This window comes from Rhodococcus sp. BP-241, from assembly GCF_019836145.1.
Classification (GTDB): Bacteria; Actinomycetota; Actinomycetes; order Mycobacteriales; family Mycobacteriaceae; genus Rhodococcoides.
Map to the genome: position 1 here is coordinate 164,196 of NZ_JABUEI010000009.1, position 24,943 is coordinate 189,138.

Annotated in this window: 25 protein-coding genes; 18 read left to right on the forward strand and 7 right to left on the reverse strand. The window is 67.2% G+C overall.

Annotation, left to right across the window (positions count from 1 at the left end):
* Positions 1 to 8: 8 nt before the first annotated feature.
* Positions 9 to 1,706 (reverse strand): thiamine pyrophosphate-binding protein, encoded by a 1,698-nt coding sequence (locus HQ308_RS17780; protein WP_222647389.1) that lies wholly within the window; start codon positions 1,704 to 1,706, stop codon positions 9 to 11.
* 23 nt (positions 1,707 to 1,729) lie between these two features.
* Complete coding sequence (locus HQ308_RS17785) at positions 1,730 to 2,971, reverse strand: FAD-dependent monooxygenase (RefSeq protein ID WP_222647390.1); 1,242 nt, start codon at positions 2,969 to 2,971, stop codon at positions 1,730 to 1,732.
* Between the two features lie 146 nt (positions 2,972 to 3,117).
* On the opposite strand from HQ308_RS17785, the gene HQ308_RS17790 reads away from it, so the two are divergent.
* On the forward strand, positions 3,118 to 3,930 hold the full coding sequence (locus HQ308_RS17790) for an IclR family transcriptional regulator (protein ID WP_222628237.1): 813 nt from the start codon (positions 3,118 to 3,120) through the stop codon (positions 3,928 to 3,930).
* A gap of 34 nt (positions 3,931 to 3,964) precedes the next feature.
* Here the strand turns inward: HQ308_RS17790 and HQ308_RS17795 are convergent, their stop codons facing one another.
* Positions 3,965 to 4,354, reverse strand: coding sequence for a nuclear transport factor 2 family protein (locus HQ308_RS17795; RefSeq protein WP_222628235.1), 390 nt, complete (start codon positions 4,352 to 4,354; stop codon positions 3,965 to 3,967).
* A gap of 161 nt (positions 4,355 to 4,515) precedes the next feature.
* Between HQ308_RS17795 and HQ308_RS17800 the strand changes: the two genes are divergently transcribed.
* Positions 4,516 to 5,262: an SDR family NAD(P)-dependent oxidoreductase gene (locus HQ308_RS17800; protein ID WP_222647391.1), complete on the forward strand. Its 747-nt coding sequence runs from the start codon at positions 4,516 to 4,518 to the stop codon at positions 5,260 to 5,262.
* Between the two features lie 65 nt (positions 5,263 to 5,327).
* Here HQ308_RS17800 and HQ308_RS17805 read toward each other — a convergent pair whose 3' ends face one another.
* Complete coding sequence (locus HQ308_RS17805; protein ID WP_222647392.1) at positions 5,328 to 5,723, reverse strand: 5-carboxymethyl-2-hydroxymuconate Delta-isomerase; 396 nt, start codon at positions 5,721 to 5,723, stop codon at positions 5,328 to 5,330.
* 236 nt (positions 5,724 to 5,959) lie between these two features.
* Between HQ308_RS17805 and HQ308_RS17810 the strand changes: the two genes are divergently transcribed.
* Both HQ308_RS17810 and HQ308_RS17815 read left to right on the forward strand, forming a co-directional pair.
* Positions 5,960 to 7,174 (forward strand): 12-oxophytodienoate reductase, encoded by a 1,215-nt coding sequence (locus tag HQ308_RS17810; protein WP_222647393.1) that lies wholly within the window; start codon positions 5,960 to 5,962, stop codon positions 7,172 to 7,174.
* A 64-nt stretch (positions 7,175 to 7,238) separates the two neighbouring features.
* The gene (locus HQ308_RS17815; protein WP_261770266.1) at positions 7,239 to 7,784 is read left to right on the forward strand and encodes a helix-turn-helix domain-containing protein; all 546 of its coding nucleotides are present in this window, start codon (positions 7,239 to 7,241) and stop codon (positions 7,782 to 7,784) included.
* A 63-nt stretch (positions 7,785 to 7,847) separates the two neighbouring features.
* Here HQ308_RS17815 and HQ308_RS17820 read toward each other — a convergent pair whose 3' ends face one another.
* Positions 7,848 to 9,224: an MFS transporter gene (locus tag HQ308_RS17820; RefSeq protein WP_222647394.1), complete on the reverse strand. Its 1,377-nt coding sequence runs from the start codon at positions 9,222 to 9,224 to the stop codon at positions 7,848 to 7,850.
* A gap of 118 nt (positions 9,225 to 9,342) precedes the next feature.
* Complete coding sequence (locus tag HQ308_RS17825) at positions 9,343 to 10,284, reverse strand: SDR family oxidoreductase (protein ID WP_222628226.1); 942 nt, start codon at positions 10,282 to 10,284, stop codon at positions 9,343 to 9,345.
* 270 nt (positions 10,285 to 10,554) lie between these two features.
* On the opposite strand from HQ308_RS17825, the gene HQ308_RS17830 reads away from it, so the two are divergent.
* The 8 genes from HQ308_RS17830 to HQ308_RS17865 all read left to right on the forward strand — a co-directional run bounded on the left by HQ308_RS17830 (position 10,555) and on the right by HQ308_RS17865 (position 17,542).
* Positions 10,555 to 11,754: an acyl-CoA dehydrogenase family protein gene (locus HQ308_RS17830; RefSeq protein WP_222647395.1), complete on the forward strand. Its 1,200-nt coding sequence runs from the start codon at positions 10,555 to 10,557 to the stop codon at positions 11,752 to 11,754.
* 10 nt (positions 11,755 to 11,764) lie between these two features.
* The gene (locus tag HQ308_RS17835) at positions 11,765 to 12,283 is read left to right on the forward strand and encodes a flavin reductase family protein (protein ID WP_261770265.1); all 519 of its coding nucleotides are present in this window, start codon (positions 11,765 to 11,767) and stop codon (positions 12,281 to 12,283) included.
* Complete coding sequence (locus tag HQ308_RS17840) at positions 12,280 to 12,564, forward strand: antibiotic biosynthesis monooxygenase family protein (protein WP_222628220.1); 285 nt, start codon at positions 12,280 to 12,282, stop codon at positions 12,562 to 12,564. The genes HQ308_RS17835 and HQ308_RS17840 overlap by 4 nt, the downstream gene beginning before the upstream one ends.
* 173 nt (positions 12,565 to 12,737) lie before the next feature.
* On the forward strand, positions 12,738 to 12,929 hold the full coding sequence (locus HQ308_RS17845; RefSeq protein WP_222628219.1) for a ferredoxin: 192 nt from the start codon (positions 12,738 to 12,740) through the stop codon (positions 12,927 to 12,929).
* Complete coding sequence (locus HQ308_RS17850; RefSeq protein WP_222647396.1) at positions 12,926 to 14,113, forward strand: cytochrome P450; 1,188 nt, start codon at positions 12,926 to 12,928, stop codon at positions 14,111 to 14,113. Before HQ308_RS17845 ends, HQ308_RS17850 begins: the two co-directional genes overlap by 4 nt.
* The gene (locus HQ308_RS17855) at positions 14,110 to 15,501 is read left to right on the forward strand and encodes an MmgE/PrpD family protein (protein ID WP_222628215.1); all 1,392 of its coding nucleotides are present in this window, start codon (positions 14,110 to 14,112) and stop codon (positions 15,499 to 15,501) included. Before HQ308_RS17850 ends, HQ308_RS17855 begins: the two co-directional genes overlap by 4 nt.
* Positions 15,498 to 16,319, forward strand: coding sequence for a mesaconyl-C4 CoA hydratase (locus tag HQ308_RS17860; protein ID WP_222628213.1), 822 nt, complete (start codon positions 15,498 to 15,500; stop codon positions 16,317 to 16,319). Before HQ308_RS17855 ends, HQ308_RS17860 begins: the two co-directional genes overlap by 4 nt.
* A complete protein-coding gene (locus HQ308_RS17865; protein ID WP_222647397.1) occupies positions 16,316 to 17,542 on the forward strand; it encodes an NAD(P)/FAD-dependent oxidoreductase in 1,227 nt (408 codons plus the stop codon). Before HQ308_RS17860 ends, HQ308_RS17865 begins: the two co-directional genes overlap by 4 nt.
* Here HQ308_RS17865 and HQ308_RS17870 read toward each other — a convergent pair.
* Entirely contained in the window at positions 17,503 to 18,465 is a 963-nt protein-coding gene (locus HQ308_RS17870) for a LysR family transcriptional regulator (protein ID WP_222628210.1), read from the reverse strand. The genes HQ308_RS17865 and HQ308_RS17870 overlap by 40 nt on opposite strands.
* Positions 18,466 to 18,598: 133 nt before the next feature.
* On the opposite strand from HQ308_RS17870, the gene HQ308_RS17875 reads away from it, so the two are divergent.
* The 6 genes from HQ308_RS17875 to HQ308_RS17900 all read left to right on the forward strand — a co-directional run bounded on the left by HQ308_RS17875 (position 18,599) and on the right by HQ308_RS17900 (position 24,942).
* Positions 18,599 to 19,849: an NAD(P)/FAD-dependent oxidoreductase gene (locus HQ308_RS17875; RefSeq protein ID WP_308115814.1), complete on the forward strand. Its 1,251-nt coding sequence runs from the start codon at positions 18,599 to 18,601 to the stop codon at positions 19,847 to 19,849.
* Positions 19,846 to 21,009: a CaiB/BaiF CoA-transferase family protein gene (locus tag HQ308_RS17880; RefSeq protein WP_222647398.1), complete on the forward strand. Its 1,164-nt coding sequence runs from the start codon at positions 19,846 to 19,848 to the stop codon at positions 21,007 to 21,009. The genes HQ308_RS17875 and HQ308_RS17880 overlap by 4 nt, the downstream gene beginning before the upstream one ends.
* Positions 21,006 to 21,851, forward strand: a complete 846-nt coding sequence (locus HQ308_RS17885) for a CoA ester lyase (RefSeq protein WP_222628206.1) — start codon at positions 21,006 to 21,008, stop codon at positions 21,849 to 21,851. Before HQ308_RS17880 ends, HQ308_RS17885 begins: the two co-directional genes overlap by 4 nt.
* A gap of 177 nt (positions 21,852 to 22,028) precedes the next feature.
* Complete coding sequence (locus tag HQ308_RS17890) at positions 22,029 to 23,507, forward strand: aldehyde dehydrogenase (RefSeq protein WP_222628203.1); 1,479 nt, start codon at positions 22,029 to 22,031, stop codon at positions 23,505 to 23,507.
* Complete coding sequence (locus tag HQ308_RS17895) at positions 23,504 to 23,926, forward strand: nuclear transport factor 2 family protein (protein ID WP_222628201.1); 423 nt, start codon at positions 23,504 to 23,506, stop codon at positions 23,924 to 23,926. Before HQ308_RS17890 ends, HQ308_RS17895 begins: the two co-directional genes overlap by 4 nt.
* Positions 23,923 to 24,942: a fumarylacetoacetate hydrolase family protein gene (locus HQ308_RS17900; RefSeq protein WP_222628199.1), complete on the forward strand. Its 1,020-nt coding sequence runs from the start codon at positions 23,923 to 23,925 to the stop codon at positions 24,940 to 24,942. The genes HQ308_RS17895 and HQ308_RS17900 overlap by 4 nt, the downstream gene beginning before the upstream one ends.
* The last annotated feature ends 1 nt before the right edge of the window (position 24,943 follow it).

Below are 24,943 nucleotides of genomic sequence, written 5' to 3' on the forward strand. Positions count from 1 at the left end.
TCGTGTCGTCACGTCGACGAAGTCGTGACCGTCGTGAACGGACCGCCGCCCATCAAGCTGCGTTCCTCGGGTGGGATGGGGTCGAGGCTCACTCGGACATCGATGCAGGTCGGCCTGCGGGACCGCAGCGCGGACTCGATGGCGGGCCGCAGTTCCGACAGCGTGTCGACGTCGATGCCGTCCGCGCCCAGCGCGCGTGCCACGGCACTGTACGAGCCGTTCGGCAGCCGGTTGTGCGTCACCCGATCCGTGCCGAACAGCCATTCCTGGGTGTGCAGCGTCGCACCCCAAGCTTGATTGTTCAGAACTATGACGACGACCGGGAGCCCGGCGCGCACCATCGAATCGAACTCTGCCAGTGAGTAACCCACGGCTCCGTCACCCGTGACGAGAACCGTCGCGCGCTCTCGGTTCGCGTACTGGGCACCGAGTGCGGTGCCCATCTGACATCCCATCGAACTGAGATAGCCGTGACCGAGGAAGTGCGACACGTTCGCCGACGCGATCGTCTCGGACAACCAGAGTTCGGTCAAGGCTCCGTCGACGACGATGACCGACTCGTCCGGGACCGTCATCGCGATCGTCCGCACCGCGAGGAACGGGTGTATGGCCCCGGTGTGTGCTTCGGCCTCCGCCTGAAGGCTCGCGGTGTGCTCGTCGGTGGCCTGCTTCAGCCGCGCGAGCCAGGCCTTGCGTTGTGCAGGTGCGGCTCCCACACCGAGACGGTCGCCGAAGTGGGCGACGGTGGCCACTGGATCGGCCTGGATGCCCACCTCGACGTTCTGCAGTCGGCCCAGTTCCCTCCCGTCGGGATCGATCTGGAACACGCGAGCGTCCCCGGGAATCAGCTGTCCTGTCGCGAACCGCGTCGGAAGACCGAAACGCACTCCGAGCACGAGAACCATGTCGGGTCGGTCGTCCGGTGCGAGCGTTGCCAACGACTGCACGAGACCGACGTGCCAGTCCGAACCCGTGAGGGCGCCGAGTCCCTCGTAGTCCGAGACGAGCGGGATGCCGGCACGCGAGGCGAAATCGTGCAGCTGCGCGCGGGACTCCCGCGAGCCGAATGCGTTGCCGACCAGCGCCACCGGGCGTCGAGCCGTGCTCAACGCGTCGAGAATGCGATCCGACACGTCGTTCGGTGCACACCCGTACCCGTCGATCACCGTGCGGTAGTTCTGCGTGTCCGTCGTCTCGACGGATTGTCTGAGCACGTCCCAGGGAATGTCGAGCAGGACGGGGCCCCGCGGTGTCGACTCGGCGGTGCGGATCGCCTGCGCCAGAACACGGGGGATCAAGTCGGCACGTGTCACGCGATGAGCGAACTTGGTCACCGGTGCCGCCATCGCGACCTGGTCGAACCCGGCCTGCTGGTCATTGACCAGGTCGGTCGCCAGTGGTCCGGATCCCGTGATGTACAGCATCGGCGTTCGATCGAGGTGGGCGTTGGTGATGGAGGTCAGCACGTTGGTGAAGCCGCCGCCCGCGGTGACGACCGCGGCCCCCATCTCTCCCGTGACTCGTGCGTATCCCTCCGCCGCATGTCCTGCGTTCATCTCGTGGCGGACGTCGACGATGTCGAGGTCCTGGTCCAGGGCGGCTTGGAAGATCCCGTCCACATGCGCGCCGTTCAAGCTGAACAGCACGGACACGCCTGCGTCGAGGAGACCTCGAACCACGAGTTCGCTGCCGGTTGCCGATGTCATCGGGAAGCCTTTCGAAGGATGGATCACGAGGTGCCGAGTGGGAAGGCCGGAGGCCGGTCGGCATCCGCGGAGAATGTGTGTCGTGCAACGGCATCGACGGGGTCGTATCCGTAGATCCACCCGTTGTCGGTGAGGGGATCGCCGGCCGCGTAGGCATCGTCACGTGCCCTCTGCTCCACGCCGTCGGGCAGGTGGTTGACCAGTGACCGACCGTGTGACACGTGCTGCATCCGCGTGGTCCGCGGTCGGCGGATCGCTTCGTACGCTTCGAGAGAGGACTGGACGTCGGGGCCGTGCTCGGAGAGGCACAGCGCGAGAACGGCAGCGTCCTCGATGGCCTGCGCGGCTCCCTGCGCGAAGAACGGAAACATCGGGTGCGCCGCGTCGCCGAGCATCGTCGCGTTGCCGCGATTCCATCCGTCCAGGGGTTCGCGATCGAGGAGAGCCCACCGGCCCGGGGTGCCGGCCGCTTCGATCAGCCTCGACAACCTCGGATCCCATCCCTCGAACTCCGCGACCAGTTCCTCCGTCGAGGACGTCGCGCTCCACGACTCGACGGTGGCGGCGCTGGTGGGCGCGAAGGCCACGACGTTCACGAACTTGCCGCTCGAGACCGGGTAGTGCACGAGGTGGCGGTCCGGGCCCACCCACAGCGTCTGGGCGGCGCGTGTCGCGAACTCCGGTGCGTGGGATGCCGGGACGAGCGCACGGAAAGCGCAGATCCCCGACTCGCGTGCGGGATGGTCTCCGGCTATGGATCGTCGGACGACGGAATGCACACCGTCCGCTCCGACGAGCAGCCCGGGACGTATCCGATCGCCGTTCTCGAACGTCACCACGGCGTCCTCGCCGTCGAACGACACGGACGTGGCGCGCATCCCGAGCCGAACGGACGACTCCGGTACAGCCGACCGCAGAGCGTCGAGCAGGTCTGCTCGGTGAGCGGTGTAGGTGTGTTCGCCGTAGAGGTCCCGGCAGGCCGATTCCAGATCTTCGGACGACAACACCGACCCGTCCTGCCACCGACGGAACTCCCAGCCGACGTCGAGCCTCACGGCGCGGGTGAGCAGTCCTTCCAGCACTCCCAGCCCGCGCAGCAGCCGTCCCGCGTTCGGTGCGACCACCAGGCCGGCGCCGATCTCGGTCAACGCCCGCGCCTGCTCGTACACGATCGGCGCGAAGCCCTGTGCGCGGAGCGACGCGGCTGCCGCGAGGCCGCCGATGCCACCGCCGACGATGGCGATGTCGATACTGTCCGATCCCATGATCTGTTGAGCTCCTTGAGAGTTCGGTGATTGCCGAGGCGAGTGTCGACAGGATCAGCATCCGGTCGGGACGAAGTTCTGGGAACAGCAGTGTTCGTTCAACGGATATCCGTACAGTGGTCTGATACCGGAGCCGAGGGGGACCAATGTCGCGTACGAGCGAGCCGGGACGAAGCGTCGCATCGCGTCTGTCCGACATACTGTTCGCATTCGACTACGAGCACACCGAGCTCACCTTGTCCGACATCGTGCGCCGAACCGGACTCCCGCATGCCACTGCGCGCAGACTTGCTCTCGAGCTTGCCGAAGTGGGCGCACTCGAGCGCGGAGCCGACAACATGTTCCGTATCGGCTTGTCGCTGTGGCGTCTGGGCACCCTGGCGCCTAATGCGGAGATGCTCAGGACCACGGCACAACCTTTCGTCGAGGACCTGAGTGCGACACTGCACCAACATGTTCAACTGGCGGTGCTGCAGGGTGACCGGGCAGTGGTGATCGAACGCCTGTCCGGACCGAACGCGATCGAACTCGAGTCGCAGGTCGGCGGTCTTCTTCCGCTTCATTGCTCGGGTGTGGGCAAGGTGTTGCTCGGTCACAGCAGCCCCGCCTTCATCGACACCGTTCTGGGAGGGACACTGCGGCGTTACACAGCACGAACGATCGTCGACCCGGACGTGTTGCGTAAGGAGTTGGCGTACTGCCGCGCGACGGGGACCGTCGTGGTCCGTGAAGAGCTCAGTGACGGCGCCGATTCCGTGGCGACGCGAATCATCGACCAGCGCGGGGTGGTCGTGGCCGCTCTGTCGGTCGTGGTCTCGGCCGGGTCGGTCAAGCATCAGGCGGTTGTGCCACAACTCGTCTCGAGCGGCATCGGTATCTCACGTGCCCTGGGATGGCGGCCGGGGGTCGCGATTCGTTCCCACTCTTCCGAACCGGTCGATTCCGACAAGACGAGGTGACGATCGGACGCGCCGTTCTCGATCCGGGCGGCGTTCACATGACGGGTTGGCGCCGCGACAACTGCTGGAATCCCAACTTCCACCCGTCGGGGGTGTCGAACCAGACCCTGGTCACGCCGGCCTGGATCAGGAACGGAGTCAGTTCCGCATCCATCCGAACCCGCATTCTCTGGTGACACGAGACGATGGCGACTCCCGGATGCTCGACCACGAGGACATCGCTCGTCTCGGCCTCGACGATGGCGCCCATGGACGCGTTGTATTCGAGGAACTCCTCCCGTCCGTGAATATGGCCGACGGGTCCGTGGACCACGGTGCACTCGTCGAGCATCAGCTCGCGCTGGTCGTCGGTTCCCTCCTGAATTGCCCGGAGCCAGGCTTCTTCGGCGCCGTCGATCGTTCGGGCGTATGTCATCACGGTCATGTCTGTTCCTGTCGATGGGTCGAGGGTGCGGGCCCACACAGAGAAGCCCATGCACGCGTTCGCCGAGCCTCGATGTTCGTTGAACGAACAGTCGATGCGATATCGGATGGCGACGCAGAACACTGGCTCGGACAGATGACCCAGGCAGTGGAGGAGTTCGAGTGAGTAACAGACTGGCCGGCAGAACCGCCGTGATCACCGGTGGTACGACAGGAATCGGCCAGGCGATAGCCGTGAAGCTCGCATCGGAGGGAGCCGACATCGCGGTGGCGGACCTCGACGACGCCTCGGATACCCGCACGCTCGTCGAGGCGGAGGGCACGCGCTTCGTCAGCGGCCGGGTCGACATCTCGACGGAGGACGAGATCGACTCCTTCGCACAGACGGTGCGCGAGACTTTCGGTGGTGTCGACATCGTGGTCAACAATGCCGCGGTCGTTCTCATGGGCGACTTCGAGCACGTCACCTTCGCCGAGTGGCGAAAAACGTTCGCGGTCAACGTCGACGGTGCCTTCCTGACGACCAAGGCTTTTCTTCCCGACCTGATGCGATCGGTCGCGGGACGCATCATCAACATCTCGTCGTCGAGTTACTGGACGCCACCGCCACCGTTCGTGTCGTACGTCTCGGCGAAGGGCGCGCTCAACGGCTTCACCTCCGCCCTGTCCGCAAGCCTGGGGCCGCACGGGATCACGGCCAACAGCATCGCTCCGAGTCTGGTGCGGACGGCGGCCTCCGTGAGCAAAACCAACGACGCGTTCTTCGAGAACAGTGTGCGGTTGCAGGACATCAAACGGACCCAGCTACCGGACGATGTCACCGGCACCGTGGCCTTCCTCGCATCCGACGACGCCGAATTCGTGACCGGGCAGATCCTCGTCGTCGATGGGGGCAGCACTCGGCGGTGATCGGCCGACCGTCACCATCGACTCTCGCGCCCGAGTCCGGCTCGCACATTGTCTCAGCGCCCCCGCTACATCGACAACGCGGGCGCTCCGGGGATACTGCCGCCCGACCGTGTTGTGGCGGGCCGGAACTCGAAGAGCTCGAGCTGATACCCCACCGATCGGTCGCCGCAGAGGTCTGCCAGCGCCGCGGCGAGGGTCGCGTGGAACTCGTCGACGATCCGCTGCAGAACCATCTCGTCCCGTCCGCCCGCCACCTTGACGCGTACATGCACGTATCCGGTATCCCCGCCCGCGACGTCGTCGGCGACGCGAAACGTGTCGACCACCGTCGCGAACGTTCGGATCCCCCAGTCGGGGAACACGTTCAGACGCTGCGCCGTGGAGTGCAAAGCATCGACCAGGGCTGTGACATCCACCCGGTCGGCGAGGTTTCTCGTGTACTCGATCGAGATGTGCGGCATGGATGTGCTCCCTCGTTCGCGTCGGCGACCTCGACCATGACGTTCCGGCGCGTACGCCCGTACTCATCCTCATGCCCGGACGGTGCCGGTGCAACGGCAGCTTCGTGGCCGTGATCATGCGTCCGCTGCATGACGCCCGACGAGGAATGGGCACCGAAAAGTACCCCATTGTCACGTTCGTAGTGACGCACGTAACGTTGACAACCGATCGATCATCACTGTCGAAAGGTGTTCACATGCAATCAGATTCGGTACTCGCCGACCGCGAATCGCTCACGGTGGATCCGCTCTTCTCCCCGGTGACGCTGGGATCCACGACGGTCCGGAACAGGTTCTTCCTGCCGGCGATGCAGCGAGGCTCTCGCGGATACCGGCCCACCGCCGGGATGGCGTCCACACTACGAGCCACGGCGGAACAGGGGCCGGGGCTGATCATCACGGAGGGCGCCGCCCCCGAACATCCCGCGGGCTACTGGCAACCTGCCTTCAGCATTCTGGGGCGTGGGACCGCCGACGACTGGGGACATGTGGTGCGCGAGGTGACGAGCACCGGTGACGTCGTGGTGCTGATGCAGCTGTGGCACCCGGGTGCGTTGCGGCTCGTCGTGGACGGCATCGAGAACCCGTATCCGCATCACCCCGCATGGAGCCCATCGGGCCTGATCCAGGAGGGACGGCACAACGGGGTGGCCATGACCGCGCAGGACCTCGAGGACACGAAGAACGCCTACGTGGACAGTGCCGTCATCGCCAGGAGTCTCGGTGCGCACGGGATCGAACTGCACTGCGCACACGGCTATCTGCTCGACCTCTTCCTGTGGCACGAGACGAACGTGCGCACCGACGAGTACGGCGGTGACACGCTGGTCGAGCGTGCGTCGTATCCCGCGGAGATCATCGCGGCGATACGGGCTGCGACGGGGCCGGACTTCATCATCTCGGTTCGGTTCTCACAGTGGAAGGAAGTGGACTACGGCGCGAAGATCGCACAACATCCGGACGATCTCGGACCCTTCCTCGACCGCCTGGAGCGTGCCGGCGCGAACGTCTTCCACATCTCCGCGCGGCGCTTCGACGCACCGGGGTGGCCCGAACTGGACACCCGGAGAAGTGTCGCGGCGTGGGTGAAGGACATGACGAGTCTGCCGGTGATGACGATCGGAAGCGTCGGGCTGTCCACCGATCTGGCGAGCGACGTCTTCGACGACAAGGAACCGCTCTTGCAGGTGGAGGAGGACATCGTCCGCGTGCGTCACGGCCTCGACCGGGGTGACTTCGACCTGATCGGTGTCGGACGTGCCCAGATATCGAATCCTGATTTCGTGGATCGGGTGCGGCGGGGCGACTACGATGGGCTCCGCGAGTTCCGGAAGTACCGCGATCTCGCCGAGGCCTACGAAAGCTATTCGCACGAGGGGCAATTGGTCGACCAGTCCCGCAAGGGGGACTGACTCCCCGGACTCACCCTCGGCCCCTCGGCCCGGATGCCTCGGCCACGTCAGGAACGGACGGCTCATGACGGCAGACTCCGCCGCACGCGACACCACGTCGGTGGATCTGGTCATGAACGACATCATGGTCGTCCTTCGTGGTGTTCCCGCCGCCTCCGAGGGCGCCGAGGATCTGTGCCGGCACCTGGCGTGCCTGCTCGCGGAATTCGATCGGAACAAGGCCGCCCCGGTCGTCGGCGTCGTCGGCCACGTCGGGAACTACTGGAGGAACTGGCTTCTCGTGATCTCGCGGGTCGGTCCCCTCCGGCCGTCGGCCATGCGTCGGCTGCTCGACACGCTCGATCCGACCCACCCCCTGTCGCAGAAGATGCTCACCCACAACCTCCGGGTGCTGGAACGAGACGGGATGTACGAGCGGAGGGTGGTCGCGGACGTCCGAAAGCACGTCGAGTACAGCCTCACCCCCATGGGTCGCGAACTGTCCGACCTGATCATGACGCTCGTCGAGTGGGCGCTCCTCCACACCGACCGCATCCAGGAGGCACGCGTGCTGTTCGACGCCGCCACCGGTGCCGGTACGCCCGGGAACGACTCCACCCACCGCGTCTGATCGCGGTGGGTGGACGTGGGCTCGACCGGTCCGCCCGGCCGCAGGGTGCCGGGCGACGCACGGTCAGTGCTCGTAGGTGTCGAGGTCTCGGTCCTTGCTCTCGCGGCTGAGGCCGATGAACACCGCGCTGACGAGTGTCAGCCCGATCATGTACAGCCCGACGAGGTACGTGGATCCGCTCGCGGCGGCCTGCAGCGACACCAGGATGACCGGCGTGAAGCCGGCTCCCAACAATGTCGCGGCCTGATACCCGAGCGACGCACCGGTGTAGCGTGCCGACGTGCCGAACTGCTCCGCGATGTAGGCGGCCATCGGGCCGAACGTCGCGGACTGCACGATGGAGAAGCCGAGAACGAAGGCCACTGTCACCAGGAACGCATTCCCGGAGGACAGCAGCGCGAGGACCGGGAAGACGAGCAGCGCGAAGGCGCCGAGACCGGCGAGCATGACCGGTCTGCGTCCGACCCGATCGGACAGGCACGCGAACCCGAGCAGCGCGAAGATCGCCACGAAGTGGCAGACGGCGAACCCGAGCAGCACATCGGATCTGGGCACACCCGACTTCGTCGCATGGCCGATGGCGAAGGTCGCGAACATGATCTGGATGGCGACGCCGGCCATGCACCCGCCGGCGACGAGGACCAGGTTCCGCGGTCGGCGCAGGATGCTCATGATCGGTGCGGTCCGACGGTCGTCCGAAGACTGTACTGCGCTGCGTTGCAACGCTTCCGTGAAGACTGGGCTCTCGGACACCCGGCTGCGCACGAAGAGGCCGACGACGAGAAGCACCGCCGAGAGCAGAAACGGGATGCGCCATCCCCACGTGAGGAAATCGTCCTCCGGGAGGAGTGCGACGACGGTGAGGGCGAGCGTGCCCAACAGCGACCCGGTGGGAGCCCCGGCATTGGTGAACGCGGCGGCGAAGCCGCGGCCGCGTCCCCCGACGTGCTCGAGCGACATCAGGGTTGCGCCGCCCCATTCCCCGCCGATGGCGATTCCCTGCAGAACCCGGAGCAGGATCAGGATGACCGCCGCCCAGGATCCGATGGCGGAGGCAGGAGGTACCAGGCCGATGAGGAACGAGGCGGCGCCCATCACGGTCATCGACACCAGCAGCATGGACTTGCGGCCGTGCCGGTCTCCGAAGTGACCGAAGATCATGCCGCCCAACGGTCGTGCCAGGTAGCCCGCGGCGAAGGTGCCGAGCGAGGCGATGGTGCCGGCGACGGGGGAGAGGTCGGAGAAGAAGACGGGCGCGAAGACGATCGCGGCCGACGTCGCGTACAGCAGGAAGTCGTAGTACTCGATGGTGCTGCCGAGGTAGCTCGACAACACCACTCGCCTGATCTCGCGCCGTCGCGTATCCGTCGGCGGCGGCGCGGACGGCGAGTGCGTCGCGGCGCGCGGCCGTAGTGGTGTCGGCTCCACTGGTGTGCTCATGATCGGTGGTCGTCCCCCGTCGTGTCTGCGAATCGAAGTAGTCTGTGTGCGAATCGAAGTGGTGCCCACCGGGGTCGGCCGTCGATGCGGACGACCGACCCCGCCGGGAGTGCGTGGGTCACGCCACGGTGGCCTCGATCTTGTCGTAGCGCACCTCGCGGACGCGCTCCATGACGGTGGCCAGCGGTTCCGGCTCACGTCCGGTGATCTGCTCGACGTGGCGGCTCTGCAGGGCCTGGTACCCCTGCGCGACAGCTACTTCCGCGGACACGAGTTCATCGCTCGCCCACAGGTGGCCGTCGGGGCTCGGGGGCATGGTCGGATCGTAGGTGCGGGGAATGCCGACCGCGTCGAAGAACGCCAGACGGTCGTCCTCGGAGACCGGCGTGTACTCGATGGGCGAGGAGTGCACGTGCGAGGCGAGGGCGGCGATCTGGTGAAAGTTGAGAAGTTCGGGACCCGTGATCTCGTAGATCCGGCCGGCGTGCGCCGCCGGATTCATCAGACACGCTGCCGCCGAGCGTGCGACGTCCTCCTTCGCGACGGGCGCAAGGTAGCCGTCACCGGTGGCCTGCGACAGGATGCCCGAGGGGACCGCGGGAGCGACGAGGATGTTGCTGACGATCTCTGCGTACAGCGCGTTGCGGAGGAATGTGTACGCGATGCCGGAGTCGCGCAGATCCTGCTCGGTCTGACAGTGATCGATGGCCGAGAGCGCAGGATTGCCCGGCTGCACCCCGCCGACCGAGGTGTAGACGATGTGTTCCACGCCGGCGTGCTGTGCTGCGGCGATCGCGCCGCGGTGCTCGGACACCCGGCGTCCGAGGTTGAGGCCACTGATCAGAAAGAGGACGTCGCCGCCCTCGTATGCCTGTCGGACGGTCTCGGGGTACGCGTAGTCGCTATGCCTGATCTGCACGGTGTCCGAGGCCAGATCTGCCAGCTTCTCCGGGGTCCGGGTCGTCAGGATCAGTTCCCGGTCGGGGTCCTCGTCGAGGAGTAGACGCGTCACTCTCCGCCCCAGATCGCCCGATGCTCCGCTGATGATGGTTCGACTCATGTGTGCTCCTCGTGGTGTACGGCCCGCCGGCATCTCCGCGCCGACTGTGACGTGCGCTACATACCAACACCGTCACCGGCTGTGGTCCACAGCCAGAATCGTCGGGAAAGCCATGCGTCCGCGGCATCGCGCACTCGATGTGTCCGGTGTATGGACCCGGGTAACTTTGCGACATTGTGAGAACGTGACGGCCGTCTCATGATGGACGAGTCCGACGTGATCGAGGCCACCGAAGCCCGAACGACGTCCTCGAGGGAAAGAGACACGACCATGACTCAGCTTGCCGACACCGATTTCTCCGACCTGCACACCCTGCAGGTCTCCGACGCGGACCTGGTGGCGCGGGCGACCGCGCTGATTCCCCTCATCCGTGAACACGCGGCCGACGCGACGAAGAATCGCAAGGTCTCTCCCGAGGTGATCGACGCGATCGCCGCAGCAGGGCTCTTCCACGTGATGGTTCCCGAGCGACTCGGGGGCCACGGTTCCTCGTTCAAGACGGCGTGCGACGTCGTCGCCGAACTGGCACGGGGCGACGGTTCGACAGGATGGGTCACGGCACTGACCCTGATCGCCACCGCGTATGCAAGCACCTTCACCGAGCAGACCCAGCAGGACATCTTCGGTCCGAATCCGGGTGCGCGAATCTGCGGGATCTTCTCCCCGGGCGACAAGAGCGAGAAGGTCGAGGGCGGCTACCTGGTCAGCGGACGCTGGCCCTACGCCTCGGGCTCGTTCGCCGCACAGTGGGCCAGCATCACCATCACCCTGGAGGGTGGTGTCCCCGGGATGGCGCTGATCCCTGCCGAGGCGTTCACCATCGAGCCGTCCTGGTTCGTGGCGGGAATGCAGGGAACGGGCAGCGACACGATCGTGGTCAAGGATCACTTCCTCCCCGAGTACCGGGTCCAGGCGGTTCCGGACATGTTCGCCTCGAAGTTCCGCTCGCCCTTCACCGAGGACACCATCGCGTCAATGCCGTTCAACGCCGTCGCGGCCGGAATCCTCGTCGCCCCCCAGATCGGCCTGGGCCGCCACGCCCTGGAACTGACCCGCGAGAAGCTGCCGAAGAAGCCGGTCGCCTACACCGCGTACGCGCAGGCCAAGGACTCGCCGACCCATCAGCTGAACGTCGCGCGTGCGGCCACCAAACTGCACCTCGCGGAGCTGTTGATCGACTCGATCGCCGCCGAGATCGACGGCGCGGCCGGGAAGGGTGTGCTGCCGGACCCCGAGGCCCTCGCGCGTGTGCGCAACGACACGGGTGTCGTCGCCGAGTTGATCAACGAGGAGATCGACTACCTGCTGACGGCCAACGGCGCGGGCTCGTTCGCCGACGCGAACGTCCTCGGGCGCATCTGGCGTGACAGCGAGACCGCTGCTCGCCACGCTCTGGTGACGCCCGAGATCGGCCGCGAGGCCTACGGCCGTCAACTCCTCGAGAACAACGATCGGACCATCGGGCTCTGAGATGACGGTCATGACGAACGACGACGCGTCGGTGACCCTCGGTCCGGAGGAATATCGCCGGGTCATGGGCCACATCCCGACATCCGTGTCGATCATCACCGCGCGGACACCTGCGGGGCCGGCGGGCATGACGGTGGGCACGTTCACCTCGGTCTCGCTGGAACCGCGTCTGGTCGCGTTCTACGTCGACCTCGCATCCACGACGTGGCCGGTCATCGCCGAGGCGGCACACTTCGGGATCAACGTCCTCGGTGCGCAGTCGCGGGAGATGTGCCGAGCGTTCTCGCGACGTGGCGAGGACAGGTTCGCCGGTGTGGACTGGCGATCCTCGACCCGCGGTGTGCCACTGCTCGAGGGCGCGACCGTCACGGTGGAGTGCGCGCCGTATCGAGTGGACAGGATCGGTGACCATCTGCACGTGGTCGGCAAGGTACTCGAGATCGTCAAGTGTGACTCGGCGGAACCGCTCATCTTCCTGCGCGGCGGTTTCGTCGACATGCCGGCGATCGCCGAGCGGGGGCTTCCGTGATCGCCGAGCACGTCACCCTGACCGTCCGGCCGGGCGCCGGCGACGACCTGAGGGCAGCATTCGAGAGCATCCGGAGCATCCTGCTCGCTGCGGAGGGGTGTTCGGAGGCCACGCTGTCCCGCAGCGTCGACCGCGACGACACGTTCCTTCTGCGCGCCGTCTGGAACCGCCTGGAGGATCACACCGACGTGTTCGCGGCCTCGTCCGCGGGCGCGCAGGTCCGCGAGCTGATCCAACCTCTGTGTGCCGCCGTGCCGGAGGTCGTTCACTACGAGACCTGACCCCCGCGCAAGTTTCACCATCTGGCACCCCTTCCATACTTCACAGCTATGGAAAGGGTGCCAGATTCATATTTGTCAGATGGCCGGACCAGGGAGACACTGTGAAGTACGACATAGTTCGCGCTCCGGCCCCGCCGGAGTCACCCGAACTCCGACCCGAGAAGAGGTATCCCATGATCGACGTCAAGGTCGACTTCGCGCGGTGCGACGCGAACGGCACGTGTGCCGCTCTGATGCCCGACGTGTTCCGGATCGCCGACAACGGGCTGCTCGAGCAGCTCGCCGACACGGTCCCGGACGACCGGGACCAGGACCTCGACGAGGTCATCCTCTGCTGCCCGATGGGAGCGATCTCGCGCGCATGAGTACTCTTCACGCCTTCGACCCCTTCGCTCCGGACTCCCCGGCGCACACCGGGGGAGCCACCGACAGCGGCGCTGTCGTGCACGGTGACTACGGCTATGCGGTCCTGGACTTCGCCACCGCCACCGAGGTGCTCCGCGACAGCCGCTTCGTCAACGCGGCCCTGACCCTCATGGAACAGTTCGGCATCACCGACGGCCCCGTGCACGACTTCCGCGCCAACAGCCTGATCATGGCGGACGGCCCGCGGCACATGCGATTGCGGACCCCGCTCGCGCGCTTCATGGGCCCGTCGACCGTCGAGGACATTCGCTCCGTACTGCGCGACATCATCGCCGAGATCGACCCCGCCACAGGCGCACCGGGTCCGATCGACTTCCATGCCGCCGTCGATCAGAAGATCCCGGCACGCGTGTACTGCCACCTGGCCGGCGCACCCGCAGCGGACGCTCCTCGAGTCGCGAGCCTGTCGGCACGCACTCTGGCTCTGCTGCAACGTGATCCGAGTCTGACATCCTCGATTCTCGAGGCGTACGACGAACTGTTCGACTATCTCCGGGAGCTCATCGCGCGCAAGCGGCGAGACGGCCTCGGAGACGACATGCTCTCGTTCCTCATCCGCCAGGAAGATCTCGGCAAGCTGACCTCGGAGGAGCTCCTGAGTGAGGCGACCGCGATGCTGGAGGCCAGTTCCGTCAACACCGCGCATCAGACGGGCCTCGTCGTGTGGACGCTGCTGCGCGACCGAGCCGCCTGGGCGAGGTTGATCGCGGACAGGTCACTGATCCCGGCCGCGGTCGTGGAGGCGTGCAGGCTCTATCCGCGTCCCGGCATCGTCAGCAAGATCGCCTCGGTCGACATCGATCTCGCGGGCACCACGATTCCCGCCGGCTCGGACGTACACGTGGCCGTCTGGTCCGCCAACCGGGACCCCGAGCGATTCGCCGATCCGAACACGCTCGACCTCGACCGCGAAGCGAGTCCGCCTCTCACGTTCAGCACGGGTCTCCACGGATGCCTGGGGCAGAGCCTCGCCAAGGTGGAGATGGAGGAGGTCGTGCGGTACCTCATCGAGCACCATCCCGACGCGGTGGTCGTGGACGAGGGAACCGAGATCGGCCACGGCGGTGGTCGGTGGTTGGTCGGCTCGCTGGCTGTGGATCTCGATCCGGTCACCGCGTCATGACCGACCACACGCGTTCACTCACCGAACGGCTCGCGGCCCACTGGGCCGGCACGAGCTTCGACGATCTCGCGGTCGATGTCGTGGCGGGGATCAAGGACCACATCCTCGACACACTCGCGATCGGACTCGTCGGCAGCGTCACCCCCGAGGTGCAGGGAGTGATCCGGGCGCTCGAACGATTCACCCCGACGAACGCCGGGTCGACGGTGTGGGGCACCGGCCTACGACTGACTCCCGCGCAGGCGGCGCTCGTGAACGGGACCTCGGCGCACGCTCGGGACTTCGACGACGGAGGCGGAGCCGGACACGCGGGATCGACCGTCCTCCCCGCGGCGATCGCGGCCGCCGAGAGCGCCGGAGCCGACGGACGTGCCCTCCTCACGGCCACCGTCGCGGGGTACGACGTGGGCTACCGCGCTCTGCAGGCCCTCGGCGGATTCGCGCTGCACACCGACCGCGGGTGGCACTCGAGCGGCACCATGGGTTCGCTCGCCGCCGCTGCCGCCGCGGCGACGTGTCTCGGCGCCGACGAGGCCGAGTACACGAACGCGCTCGGGATCGCCGGGTCGTTCACCGGAGGGGTGTGGGCGTTCATCGACGACGGCGCGATGAGCAAGCGGGTGCACCCCGGTAAGGCGGGGGAGACGGGCGTCGACGCGGCGATCCTCGCCGTGGGCGGCGTGACCGGCCCGCATCGACTCTTCGAAGCCCCGTGGGGCGGACTCTTCTCGCTGTACGCGGGAGGTGAGGACGGCACCGAGCGCGCACTGGCGGGGCTCGGAACGGACCTCAACGTCGCAACGTCCTACATCAAGCCGTACGCGTGCTGCCGAGGCTCCCACTCGGCGGTGGACACGGTGAAGGATCTCGTCGCCGCGCGGTCGCTGACCCCCGACGACGTCGAGGCCGTCGTGATCACGGCGGGCACCACGGCAGTGAACATGTTGTCCGTGTACCCGATCGACACGGTGTTCGACGCCCAGTTCAGCCTGCCCTATGCGGTGTCCCTCGCTCTGTGCGGACGTCCGCTGGGACTGGCAGATTACGACCCCCCACGACTGACCGATCCGCAGATCGCCGCGACTTTCGCGAAGATCTCGATGGTCGTCGACGACACGATCGAGATCGAGGACGGCCCTCGACTCGAGCTGCGGCTGCGCAGCGGCGAGGTCGTGACCGTCGACGCGGGCAATCCCACCTTCGCGTTCGGGTCGTCGAAGAACCCGATGAGTCACGCCGACGTCGTGGCGAAGGCCACACTCCTGCTCGAGCCCTTCGGCGGCGATGTCGCGGAACGTCTGGTCGACGCCGTGGAGTCGCTCGACGAGGCGCCCGATCTGTCCGAGCTCCTGTCCGTCCTGGCCGCCGAAAGGGTGCCCACATCATGACCTCGCCCGATTTCGAAGAGCGCACCGAAGTCATCTCGGCCGAACCGGTCGAGTCGATGGCCGCCCTGCTGGACATCGACGTACCGCACGGTCTCGGCGACACCGTGCCCCCCGTCTGGCACTGGCTGTACCTGCTGCCGCGCGACAACCAACGTGACCTGGGGGAGGACGGCCATCCGGTCACCGGGATACCGGCTCCCCCCGCCGGGGGGCGTCGCCGGATGTTCGGTGGCGGGCGGGTGACCACCTTCGGGAGTCTTCGCATCGGTGAGCCGGCGACCAAGGTGACTTCGATCGCGAAGTCCGTCGACAAGGTGGGTCGTACGGGCCCGCTAACGCTCACCACGGTGCTGCAGGAGATCTCGCAGGGAGGGCGCATCGTCGTCCGCGAGGAGCAGGACATCGTGTACCGGGCGGGTGGGTCCGCCCCGCTCCCCACGCCGGCGCCCGCGCAGGAGCCGGTCACCGGTCCGACTCTGTCGTTGGACGTGGACGCGACGCTGCTGTTCCGGTTCTCCGCCCTCACCTACAACGCCCACCGCATCCACTACGACCTCGACTGGTGTCGCCGTGAAGGCTACGACGGACTGGTGATTCACGGACCGCTCCTGGCCTTCATGATGGCCGAGCACATGCGTCGCAGTGGACTGTCGTTGCAGGACAGGACGTTCGGCTACCGGCTGGTGTCGCCCATGACCCGTCCACAGGCGTTCACGGTGGTACCCGGAGAGGACGGGCTCGACAAGGGTGCCGCCGCCCGCAGCGCGGCCGGCATCGTCTGCGCGACGAGCACGGTGACCGAGGTGGGTCCGCGATGAGTACCGACGTACTCGTGGTCGGCGGCTCGGTGGCCGCCGTCCGTGCCGCGGAGGCCATCGCACGGCACGCCCCCGACCTCGCGATCACCGTTCTGAGCGACGAGGAGCATCCGCCCTACGAACGCCCCCCGCTGTCCAAGGTCGGGTTGCGTGACGACCTGGATCTGGCCGCGCTGACCTACCCGTCGGTGGCGGATCTGCGAGGGCGGGGAGTGGAGTTCCGACTCGGCACACGCGCCACGGCCCTCGATGTCGGGGGACGCAGGGTGGAGGTCGTGGACGGGTCGGGGAGGGCGAGCGAGATCGAGTACGGTGCGGTCGTCGTCACGACCGGGTGTGAACCGATCGTCCCACCACTGTTCCGGGATCTGCCGGATGTGTACTCGCTGAGGCGATTCCAGGATGCGGCGGCCCTTCGGCACGCGGTGTCCGATCGCACCCGGTCGGTGGCGGTGATCGGTGCGGGTTTCATCGGTGGTGAGTTCGCCGCCACCCTGGCGAAGGACGGACGTGCTGTCACCATCGTCGATCTGGCCGAGAAGCCGCTCGGCCGCTTCGGTGATCGAGTCGCAGCGGACTACGCGGCGCTGCATCGTGATTCGGGTGTCGGCCTGCAGCTGGGCGACGGCGTGGTGGGGTTCGAGAACACCGCGGAGGGCCGCGTGCTGCGTCTCGGCAGCGGTGCCACCGTGCCCGCGGACGTCGTTCTGCTCGGGATCGGGGTACGGCCCTCGACGGAGTGGCTGGCGTCCTCTGGGGTCGTCCTGAACAACGGTATCGAATGCGATGCTCATCTGCGCGCTGCCGACCGCGTCTATGCGGCCGGTGACGTCGTACGGTGGCCCAACGCCCGGTTCGGCAGCACGATGCGCATCGAGCACTGGACGAACGCGGCCGAGCAGGGGCGCATCGCGGGCATCAATGCCGCCAACAGCGTGACGGGGGCCGATCCGGTGGTCTGCGCCACCGTTCCGTACTTCTGGTCCGATCAGCACGGCACGCGAATCCAGTTCTCCGGCTTCCTCTCCGGTGACGAGGAGATAGTGGAGAGCCCGGGACAGGACGGATCGCTCTACGTCTACCGGTCGGGCGACGTCGTTGCCGGAGTGCTGGCGTTCGAACGTCGAGCCGAGTTCGTCAAGATCCGTGCCCTGTTGAGACGGGAGACGTCATGGGAGACGGTTCAGTCCATGCTTCCGCTCGCGTCCAGTCCCGTGGCCTGACCGGACGCGGTGACACCGCCGCGTCCGTGGGCGACGAGGGTGTCGAGGAACCGGCCCGCGACCGGCGTGATCACGCCGTCGAGTCGCCGCACCACGCCGAGCGGGAGGTCCGGCCACCCGTCCTCGACAGCCACCGCACGCACGCCCGAATGCCGCTCGGCCATCTCCCGACTCAGCACGGACACACCGACACCCGCTGCGACGAGGGTCGCCGCGGTCTCCACCGTGGGCACGGACACCACGGACGTCGGGCTGCCGCCGGCTGTCGCGAAGCGGTCGTCGAGCAACCGGGACAGGCTCCGTGCACCCGGCACCCTGGTGGGCAGGATCCATCGTTCGTCGCGCAGGTCGGCGAGCGAGACCTCGCCGCGATCGGCCAGGCGCGAGGACGGCGGAACGACCAGGGTCAGGGTCGAACGTGCGATGACGGTCGTCGAGAACGCGACGTCGTTGACGGTGGGCAGCGGTTCCTCGGGCAGAACGGGGATCACGGCCAGGTCGAGATATCCGTCGGCGACGTTCTCGAGCAGCGTCCGAGGGTTGGCATCGGCCAATTCCAGTGTGATGCGCGGATGTTCGGCGAGGAAGTGCGCCACCGCAGCGCCGACGACGTGCGACAGGCCGAGGGGTTCGGCGCCGATGCGGAGTTCCCCGTCGAGACCGAGACCCATCGAGCGAAGTGCCGACGCGATGCGCCTCTCCTCGGCGACCAACCGTCTGCCCGCACTCTGGAGGTACCGGCCGGCGTCCGTGAGCGCGATTCCGCGGGCGTGCCGCTCGAACAGTCGGACGTCGAGCTCGGACTCGAGCTTGGTCATGGCGCTGCTCAGCGGCGGCTGCGACAGGTGCAGCGCCCTCGCGGCCTCGGTGATGGACCCGGCTTCGGCGACGGCGAGAAAATACTTGACACTCCGGATGTCCATGCGCCGAGTGTATGGCAACCACGAGGCAATGGCATTGGCCTTCCGAAGCCCCGTGCAGGATCGTGATGGGTGGAGCGACAACGGCATCTGCCGCACGCACAGGGGTCGGGTCGCGAACGAGTACGGAGGAATCGTGCAACATCAACAGCAGGTCATCGTCGCCGGAGCCGGACCCACCGGGCTGCTGACCGCCCTGGGTCTCGCCCAGCAGGGTGTCAGCGTGACCGTCGTCGAACGTGGCTCGGCTCTGCAGGACACCCCCCGCGCGATCGTCTACCACTGGTCGACGCTCGACGGGTTGTCTCGGCTCGGTCTGCTCGACAAGGCAAGTGCCGCAGGTTTCCTGAAGCAGGACTACGCCTACCGCGTGCGAGACACGGGCGAGATCATCCCGTACGGCCTGCAGGCACTGGAGGGAAAGGTGGCGAGGCCCTTCAATCTTCATCTCGGACAGGGAGCGCTCGCCGCGGTCGTCCTGCGCGAGTTGCAGAAGTTCGACAACGCGCGAGTGCTGTTCGATCACCCGATCTCCGGAGTGAAGCAGGACGACGCCGGTGTCACAGTGACGTTCTCCGGGCCCGGCGCGGAGACCGTCCTGTCGGCGCAGTGGCTCGTCGGCGCCGACGGCGCCGGATCGACCGTCCGCCGAGTTCTCGATCTGGGCTTCGACGGGATGACGTGGCCGGAACGCTTCGTCGCCACGAACATTCGCTTCCCGGACGATCGTGAGGGGTGGGCTCAGTCGACGTTCTACGTCGACGACGTCTACGGGGCCATCATCGCGAAGATCGACGAGGACGGCGACCACGGCACCTGGCGTTACACCTACATGGAGGATGCGGCTCTCCCGGCCGACTCCATCGACGACCGTATGCCTGCGTTCCTCTCGGCCGTCTTCGGTCCAGAGGTCGCGGTAGGTATCGAGATCGTCGCGACGTCGCCGTACCGCATGCACCAGCGCGCGGCGTCGTCGTTCCGCGCCGGTCGTGTGCTTCTCGCCGGTGACGCGGCACACGCCACCAACCCCACCGGCGGTCTCGGGCTGACCATGGGACTGTTCGACGCTTACGCACTCATCGAGACGCTCGGTGCCGTCGCACTCGGGCAGGCCGACGACTCGGTGCTCACCGCCTACGCCCGCGAGCGCCGTGCCGCGTTCGTCGAGAAGGCGAGCCCGCGCGCCTCGGCCAACAAGAGGCTGCTGTTCCACTCGTCAGATCCGGTCGCGCGTGATCGCGACCTCGAGATGTTCCGGCGGATGTCGCACGACCGCGAGTTCGCGGCCGAGGTTCTCCGCTTCACGAAGACCCTCGAGAGCCCCTCTCTACTGGCCGACCGGATCGGGCGGCCGGCCCGCGCCGACGAACGAGAGAACGTATTGTGAACGCACTCGACGGACTCACGATCGTGTCGTTGGAGCAGGCCGTGGCTGCCCCCTTCGCGACACGTCAACTCGCTGATCTCGGTGCACGCGTCATCAAGATCGAACGCCCGGGCGTCGGCGACTTCGCCCGCGCGTACGACGAGACGGTGAACGGACTGGCGAGTCACTTCGTCTGGCTCAACCGTTCCAAGGAATCGGTCGCACTCGACCTGAAGACGGACCACGGCCGGGAAGCGTTGCGCAAATTGGTCTCCGGGGCCGATGTCTTCGTCCAGAATCTGGCGCCCGGGGCTGCCGAACGGCTGGGGCTCGGCGCGGCGGAGCTGCGCGCGATCGATCCGCGGCTCATCCACGTCTCGATCTCCGGATACGGCGAAGGGGGTCCCTACTCGTCGAAGAAGGCGTACGACCTGCTCGTGCAGTGCGAGGCCGGTCTGGTGTCCATCACCGGAACCGAGGACGAACCGTCCAAGGTCGGAATCTCCATCGCCGACATCGCGTCCGGGATGTACGCCTACTCGGGTGTGCTGACCGCGGTGATCCGCCGTGAGCGCACCGGCGAGGGAGCCACCATCGAGATCTCGATGCTCGAGGCACTGGCGGAGTGGATGGGCTTCCCGCTCAACTACGCGATGTACGGCGGAACCGCGCCCGGCCGAACGGGTGCGCGGCACGCCGCGATCGCGCCGTACGGCCCGTTCACCTGTGGGGACCGCCACGAGGTCTTTCTCGGCATCCAGAACGAACGCGAGTGGGCCGTCTTCTGCGACCGCATCCTGGGGTTGCCGGGCCTGGCGACGGATCCACGATTCGTACGGAACTCACTCCGGGTCGAGCACAACGCGGAGCTGCGGTCCGAGATCGAGCGGGTGTTCACGGCCTGGTCCGCGGAAGATGTCGCCGAGCTCCTGGAGCGGGCCGGCATCGCCAACGCTCTCCTGCGCACGATGGACGGACTCGCGTCGCATCCTCAGCTCGAGTCGCGAAACCGTTGGCGCACCTACGGGTCCCCGGTCGGTGATCTGCGCGCTCTGATCCCACCGGTCACGATGTCGGGATCGTCGGCTGTGATGGGGCCCGTCCCCTCGGTGGGCCAGCACACCGAGGCGGTCCTCGAGGAGTTCGGGATCACGGCGGTCACCGCGGGCATGCACCGGTGACGACGCGGGTCGCCGCCACGAGCACCCCGGGGCTGATCCGGGACGCGACCACCTTCCTGTTCGTGCCGGGCGATCGCCCGGCACGGTTCGACAAGGCGGCTCGGTCCGGTGCGGACGTGGTGGTACTCGACCTCGAGGACGCCGTGGCACGCGAGAACAAGTCGGCAGCACGAGCAGACGTCGTGCGGTGGCTCGACGGCGGCGGTCGCGGATGTGTGCGGGTGAACTCGGTGGACGACGTCGAGCATGTCGACGACATCGACGGCTTGTCCGAGTCGGTCGGGCTGGTGGGCGTCATGGTGCCCAAGGCGGACGACACCGTCGATTACTGGGACCTCACGCGAAGGCTTCGGTGTCCCGTCGTCGCGCTCGTCGAGTCCGCGGTCGGACTCGACCGGGCACGCGTGATCGCCGCGGACCCGAGCGTGGCCCGCCTCGCGTTCGGGCACCTCGACTATGCGGTCGATCTCGGGTGCGAACCGACCCGCACGGCGATGCTCCACGCCCGGTCCGAACTCGTCCTCGCCTCCCGCATCGCCGGCAAGCCCGGACCCGTGGACGGAGTGACGACAGCACTGGACGACGGCGACGTGCTCGCAGACGATCTTCGCCACGCGGTCGAACTCGGGATGCGCGGGAAGCTCGCGATCCACCCGTCGCAGATCGAGCAGAGCACTCGAGCGTTCCGCCCGGGGGATCGCGAGATCGAGTCCGCTCGGGCGATCGTGCGTGCCGCCGCGGCCGGAGCCGCGGTGCGGGTCGACGGCCACATGGTGGATGCGCCGGTGCTGCTCCGGGCTCGCGCCGTGCTGCGCGCCGCCGGCGTCACCCCCGTCGACTGACCGGCCGACGGCTCCCATGTGCTGCATGTATGGAATCACCTGCGGTGATGCGTCGAGGACATGGGGGCAAGGAAGTTCCTGACCTTGCGACTCGGACCGGTCGAGCACAGGATCGACAGTGATCGGGGTCTCACCGCAATCGGTCACCCGCCCCGTCCTCGTACAAGGAGAGCTCATATGTCTGTCACCGTCGACCGGACCGTCAACCTCGACCGCACGAAGTTCTTCATCGACGGGGTCTGGGCCGACCCCGTTCACCTCGAGTTGCGCGACCAGATCGAGGCGTCCACGGGCGAGCGGATCGGAGTCGCGGCTCTCGGCGGCGAGGCCGACATCGACGTGGCGGTGCGCGCCGCGCGGCGAGCGCTCGACGACGGTCCGTGGGGCCGGACCACCGCTGCCGAGCGAGCGACCGTGATGCGCGCGTTCGCCGATGCGCTCGATGCCCGCGCCGGCGACACCGCGTCACTCGTGAGCCGCGAGAACGGCATGATCCTGGGACTGTCGCAGGCGTTGAACGGCGGAGCCCCCGGTGCCCTTCTGCGGATGTACGCGGACATCGTCGAGAGCCTGCCCCTCGAGGACGTGCGCCCCAGCCAGGCCGGGTCCACGATCGTCCGCCGCGTTCCCGTCGGTGTGGTCGGAGCGATCGCGCCGTGGAACTTCCCGCAGGCCCTCGCGATGTTCAAGATCGCGCCCGCACTCGCGGCCGGATGCACGGTGGTGCTCAAGCCGTCCCCCGAGACGGCCCTCGATTCCTACGTCTTCGCCGATGCCGCGATCGAGGCGGGCCTGCCCGCCGGCGTTCTCAACATCGTGCTCGGCGATCGTGATGCCGGTGCGTCGCTCGTCTCGCACCCGCTGGTGGACAAGATCGCGTTCACCGGGTCCACCGAGGCCGGTCGCTCCATCGCGGCCGAATGCGGACGCCTGCTGCGACGATCCACGCTCGAACTCGGCGGCAAGTCCGCCGCCCTCGTGTTGGACGACGTGAACATCGACACGTTGGTGGCGGGGCTGGACAACTCCTCCTTCCTCAACAACAGCCAGACCTGCACCACGCAGTCGCGCATTCTCATCGCTCGTTCGCGATACGAGGAGGTCGTCGACGCCGTCGCGAACTTTGCCGACTCGTACGTCCTCGGTGATCCTCTGGACCCGGCCGTGACCATGGGGCCGATGGCGACCAGCACACACCGGGACAAGGTGCTCGGGTACATCGACATCGCGAAGGACTCGAACGCACGCCTGGTGACCGGCGGCGGCCGGCCCGAGGGCCTCGACCGGGGCTGGTTCGTGCAGCCGACGGTCTTCGCCGACGTCGACAACTCCGACCGGTTGGCCCGCGAGGAGGTATTCGGTCCGGTGATGGCACTCATGCCGTTCGACGACGACGACGACGCGGTGCGCATCGCGAACGACAGCAACTACGGCCTCGGCGGATCCGTGTGGAGCGCCGACGAGGACCGCGCTCTCGCGGTCGCTCGTCGGGTCCGGACCGGCACGATCGGACTGAACTACTACACCCTCGACCTCGGGGCACCGTTCGGCGGATTCAAGGATTCCGGTCTCGGCCGGGAACTGGGCCCCGAGGGCATCAATGCCTACTTCGAGTATCAGTCCGTCTACGCCTCGACCCGCTACCTCGGCGCATGAGCGACACCGCAGCGACCCCGTCCGAGGTCGTCTCTGCCTACTTCGCGGGTGTCACGGCAGGCGACGCAGCGGCAGTGTCGGCTTTGTTCGCCTCGGATGCAGTGTTGCAGAACGCGACCGGGACGCTCGACGGTGCCGATGCGATCCGGCGGATGTACGAGGGTGGGTTGTCGTCCTCGACGATGGTGCCCTCGCCCCGGCAGTACGTCGTCGACGGCGAGCGCGTCGCGGTCGAGATCGACCTGAAGGCCGACGGCCACGACGTGATCCTCGGCGACTTCTTCACCGTGCGTGGCGGTCTCATCACTCGCCTCGCCATCTACAGCCTCACCCCCGACGGCGGGCGTCTCATGAAGGACGTGGGAGCCGACCCGGCTCGACGGGACACGACACGACAATCAGCACAGGGAGTCTCATGAAGATCGCAGTTTTCGGTCCGCACCGTCGAGTGGGTGTCGTCGTGGACGACGACGTCGTCGACGCCCACGGCGCGTACACCAAGTATCTGGCCGAGAGCACGGACACCCGTCGGCCGAGTGCGCGTGCCGCGCACGAGGTGCCGTCCGACCTGAACTCGTTCATCGAGCAGGGTGACTCCGCACTGGCCGCCGTCCGTGCCGCTCTCGATCATCTCTCGGACTCCGCCGTCCGCACCGGCGCTGCCGGCGAACAGCTCGTGTTCGCGCTCGACTCGGTGCGACTGCATGCACCGATCGAGACACCCTCTCGAATTTTCGCCGCCTTGGCGAACTTCGCCGACCATATGCAGGCCGCAGCGGACAACACGTCCAGCGACTCCGACAAGAGCACGCTGGGCCGGCTCGTGAGCGGTGGGCCCAAGTTCTTCGTCAAGGATCCGCGCGTGGTCTCCGCCGACGGTGACGACCTCCCGTTCCCGCGCCGCACCGACCTCCTCGACTACGAAGCAGAGGTCGCCGTGGTGCTCGGAAGACGAGGAAAGGACATCGCGGCCGACGACTTCGGCTCGTACATCTACGGATACACCCTGGTGAACGACTGGTCCATCCGCGACAACGTGTCGTTCGGTCCGGATTTCCAGTACTCGAAGAACTTCGACGGCTCGGCGACCGTCGGGCCGTGGATCGTCGTCGACGAAGGACTCGATGCTCAGGACATCGCGGTCGAGTCGCGGGTCAACGGTGAGGTCCGGCAGTCCGGCAGCACGAAGTCGATGATCCACTCGTTCGCCGCCCTGGGTGCGTATCTCTCGCGTGACTCCACGCTGTTCCCCGGCGATCTCATCAGCGGCGGAACGCCGAAGGGGACCGCTGTGGACTCCAGCCCCCGAGATGCCGAGGGCAAGTACGAGGACGACAGCGCGTTCCTGAGCCCGGGCGACGTCGTCGAGGTCTCCTCGGACGTGATCGGTTCCGTCACGAACACGATTTCCGGCACACGGACGGGAGTGCAGTGAC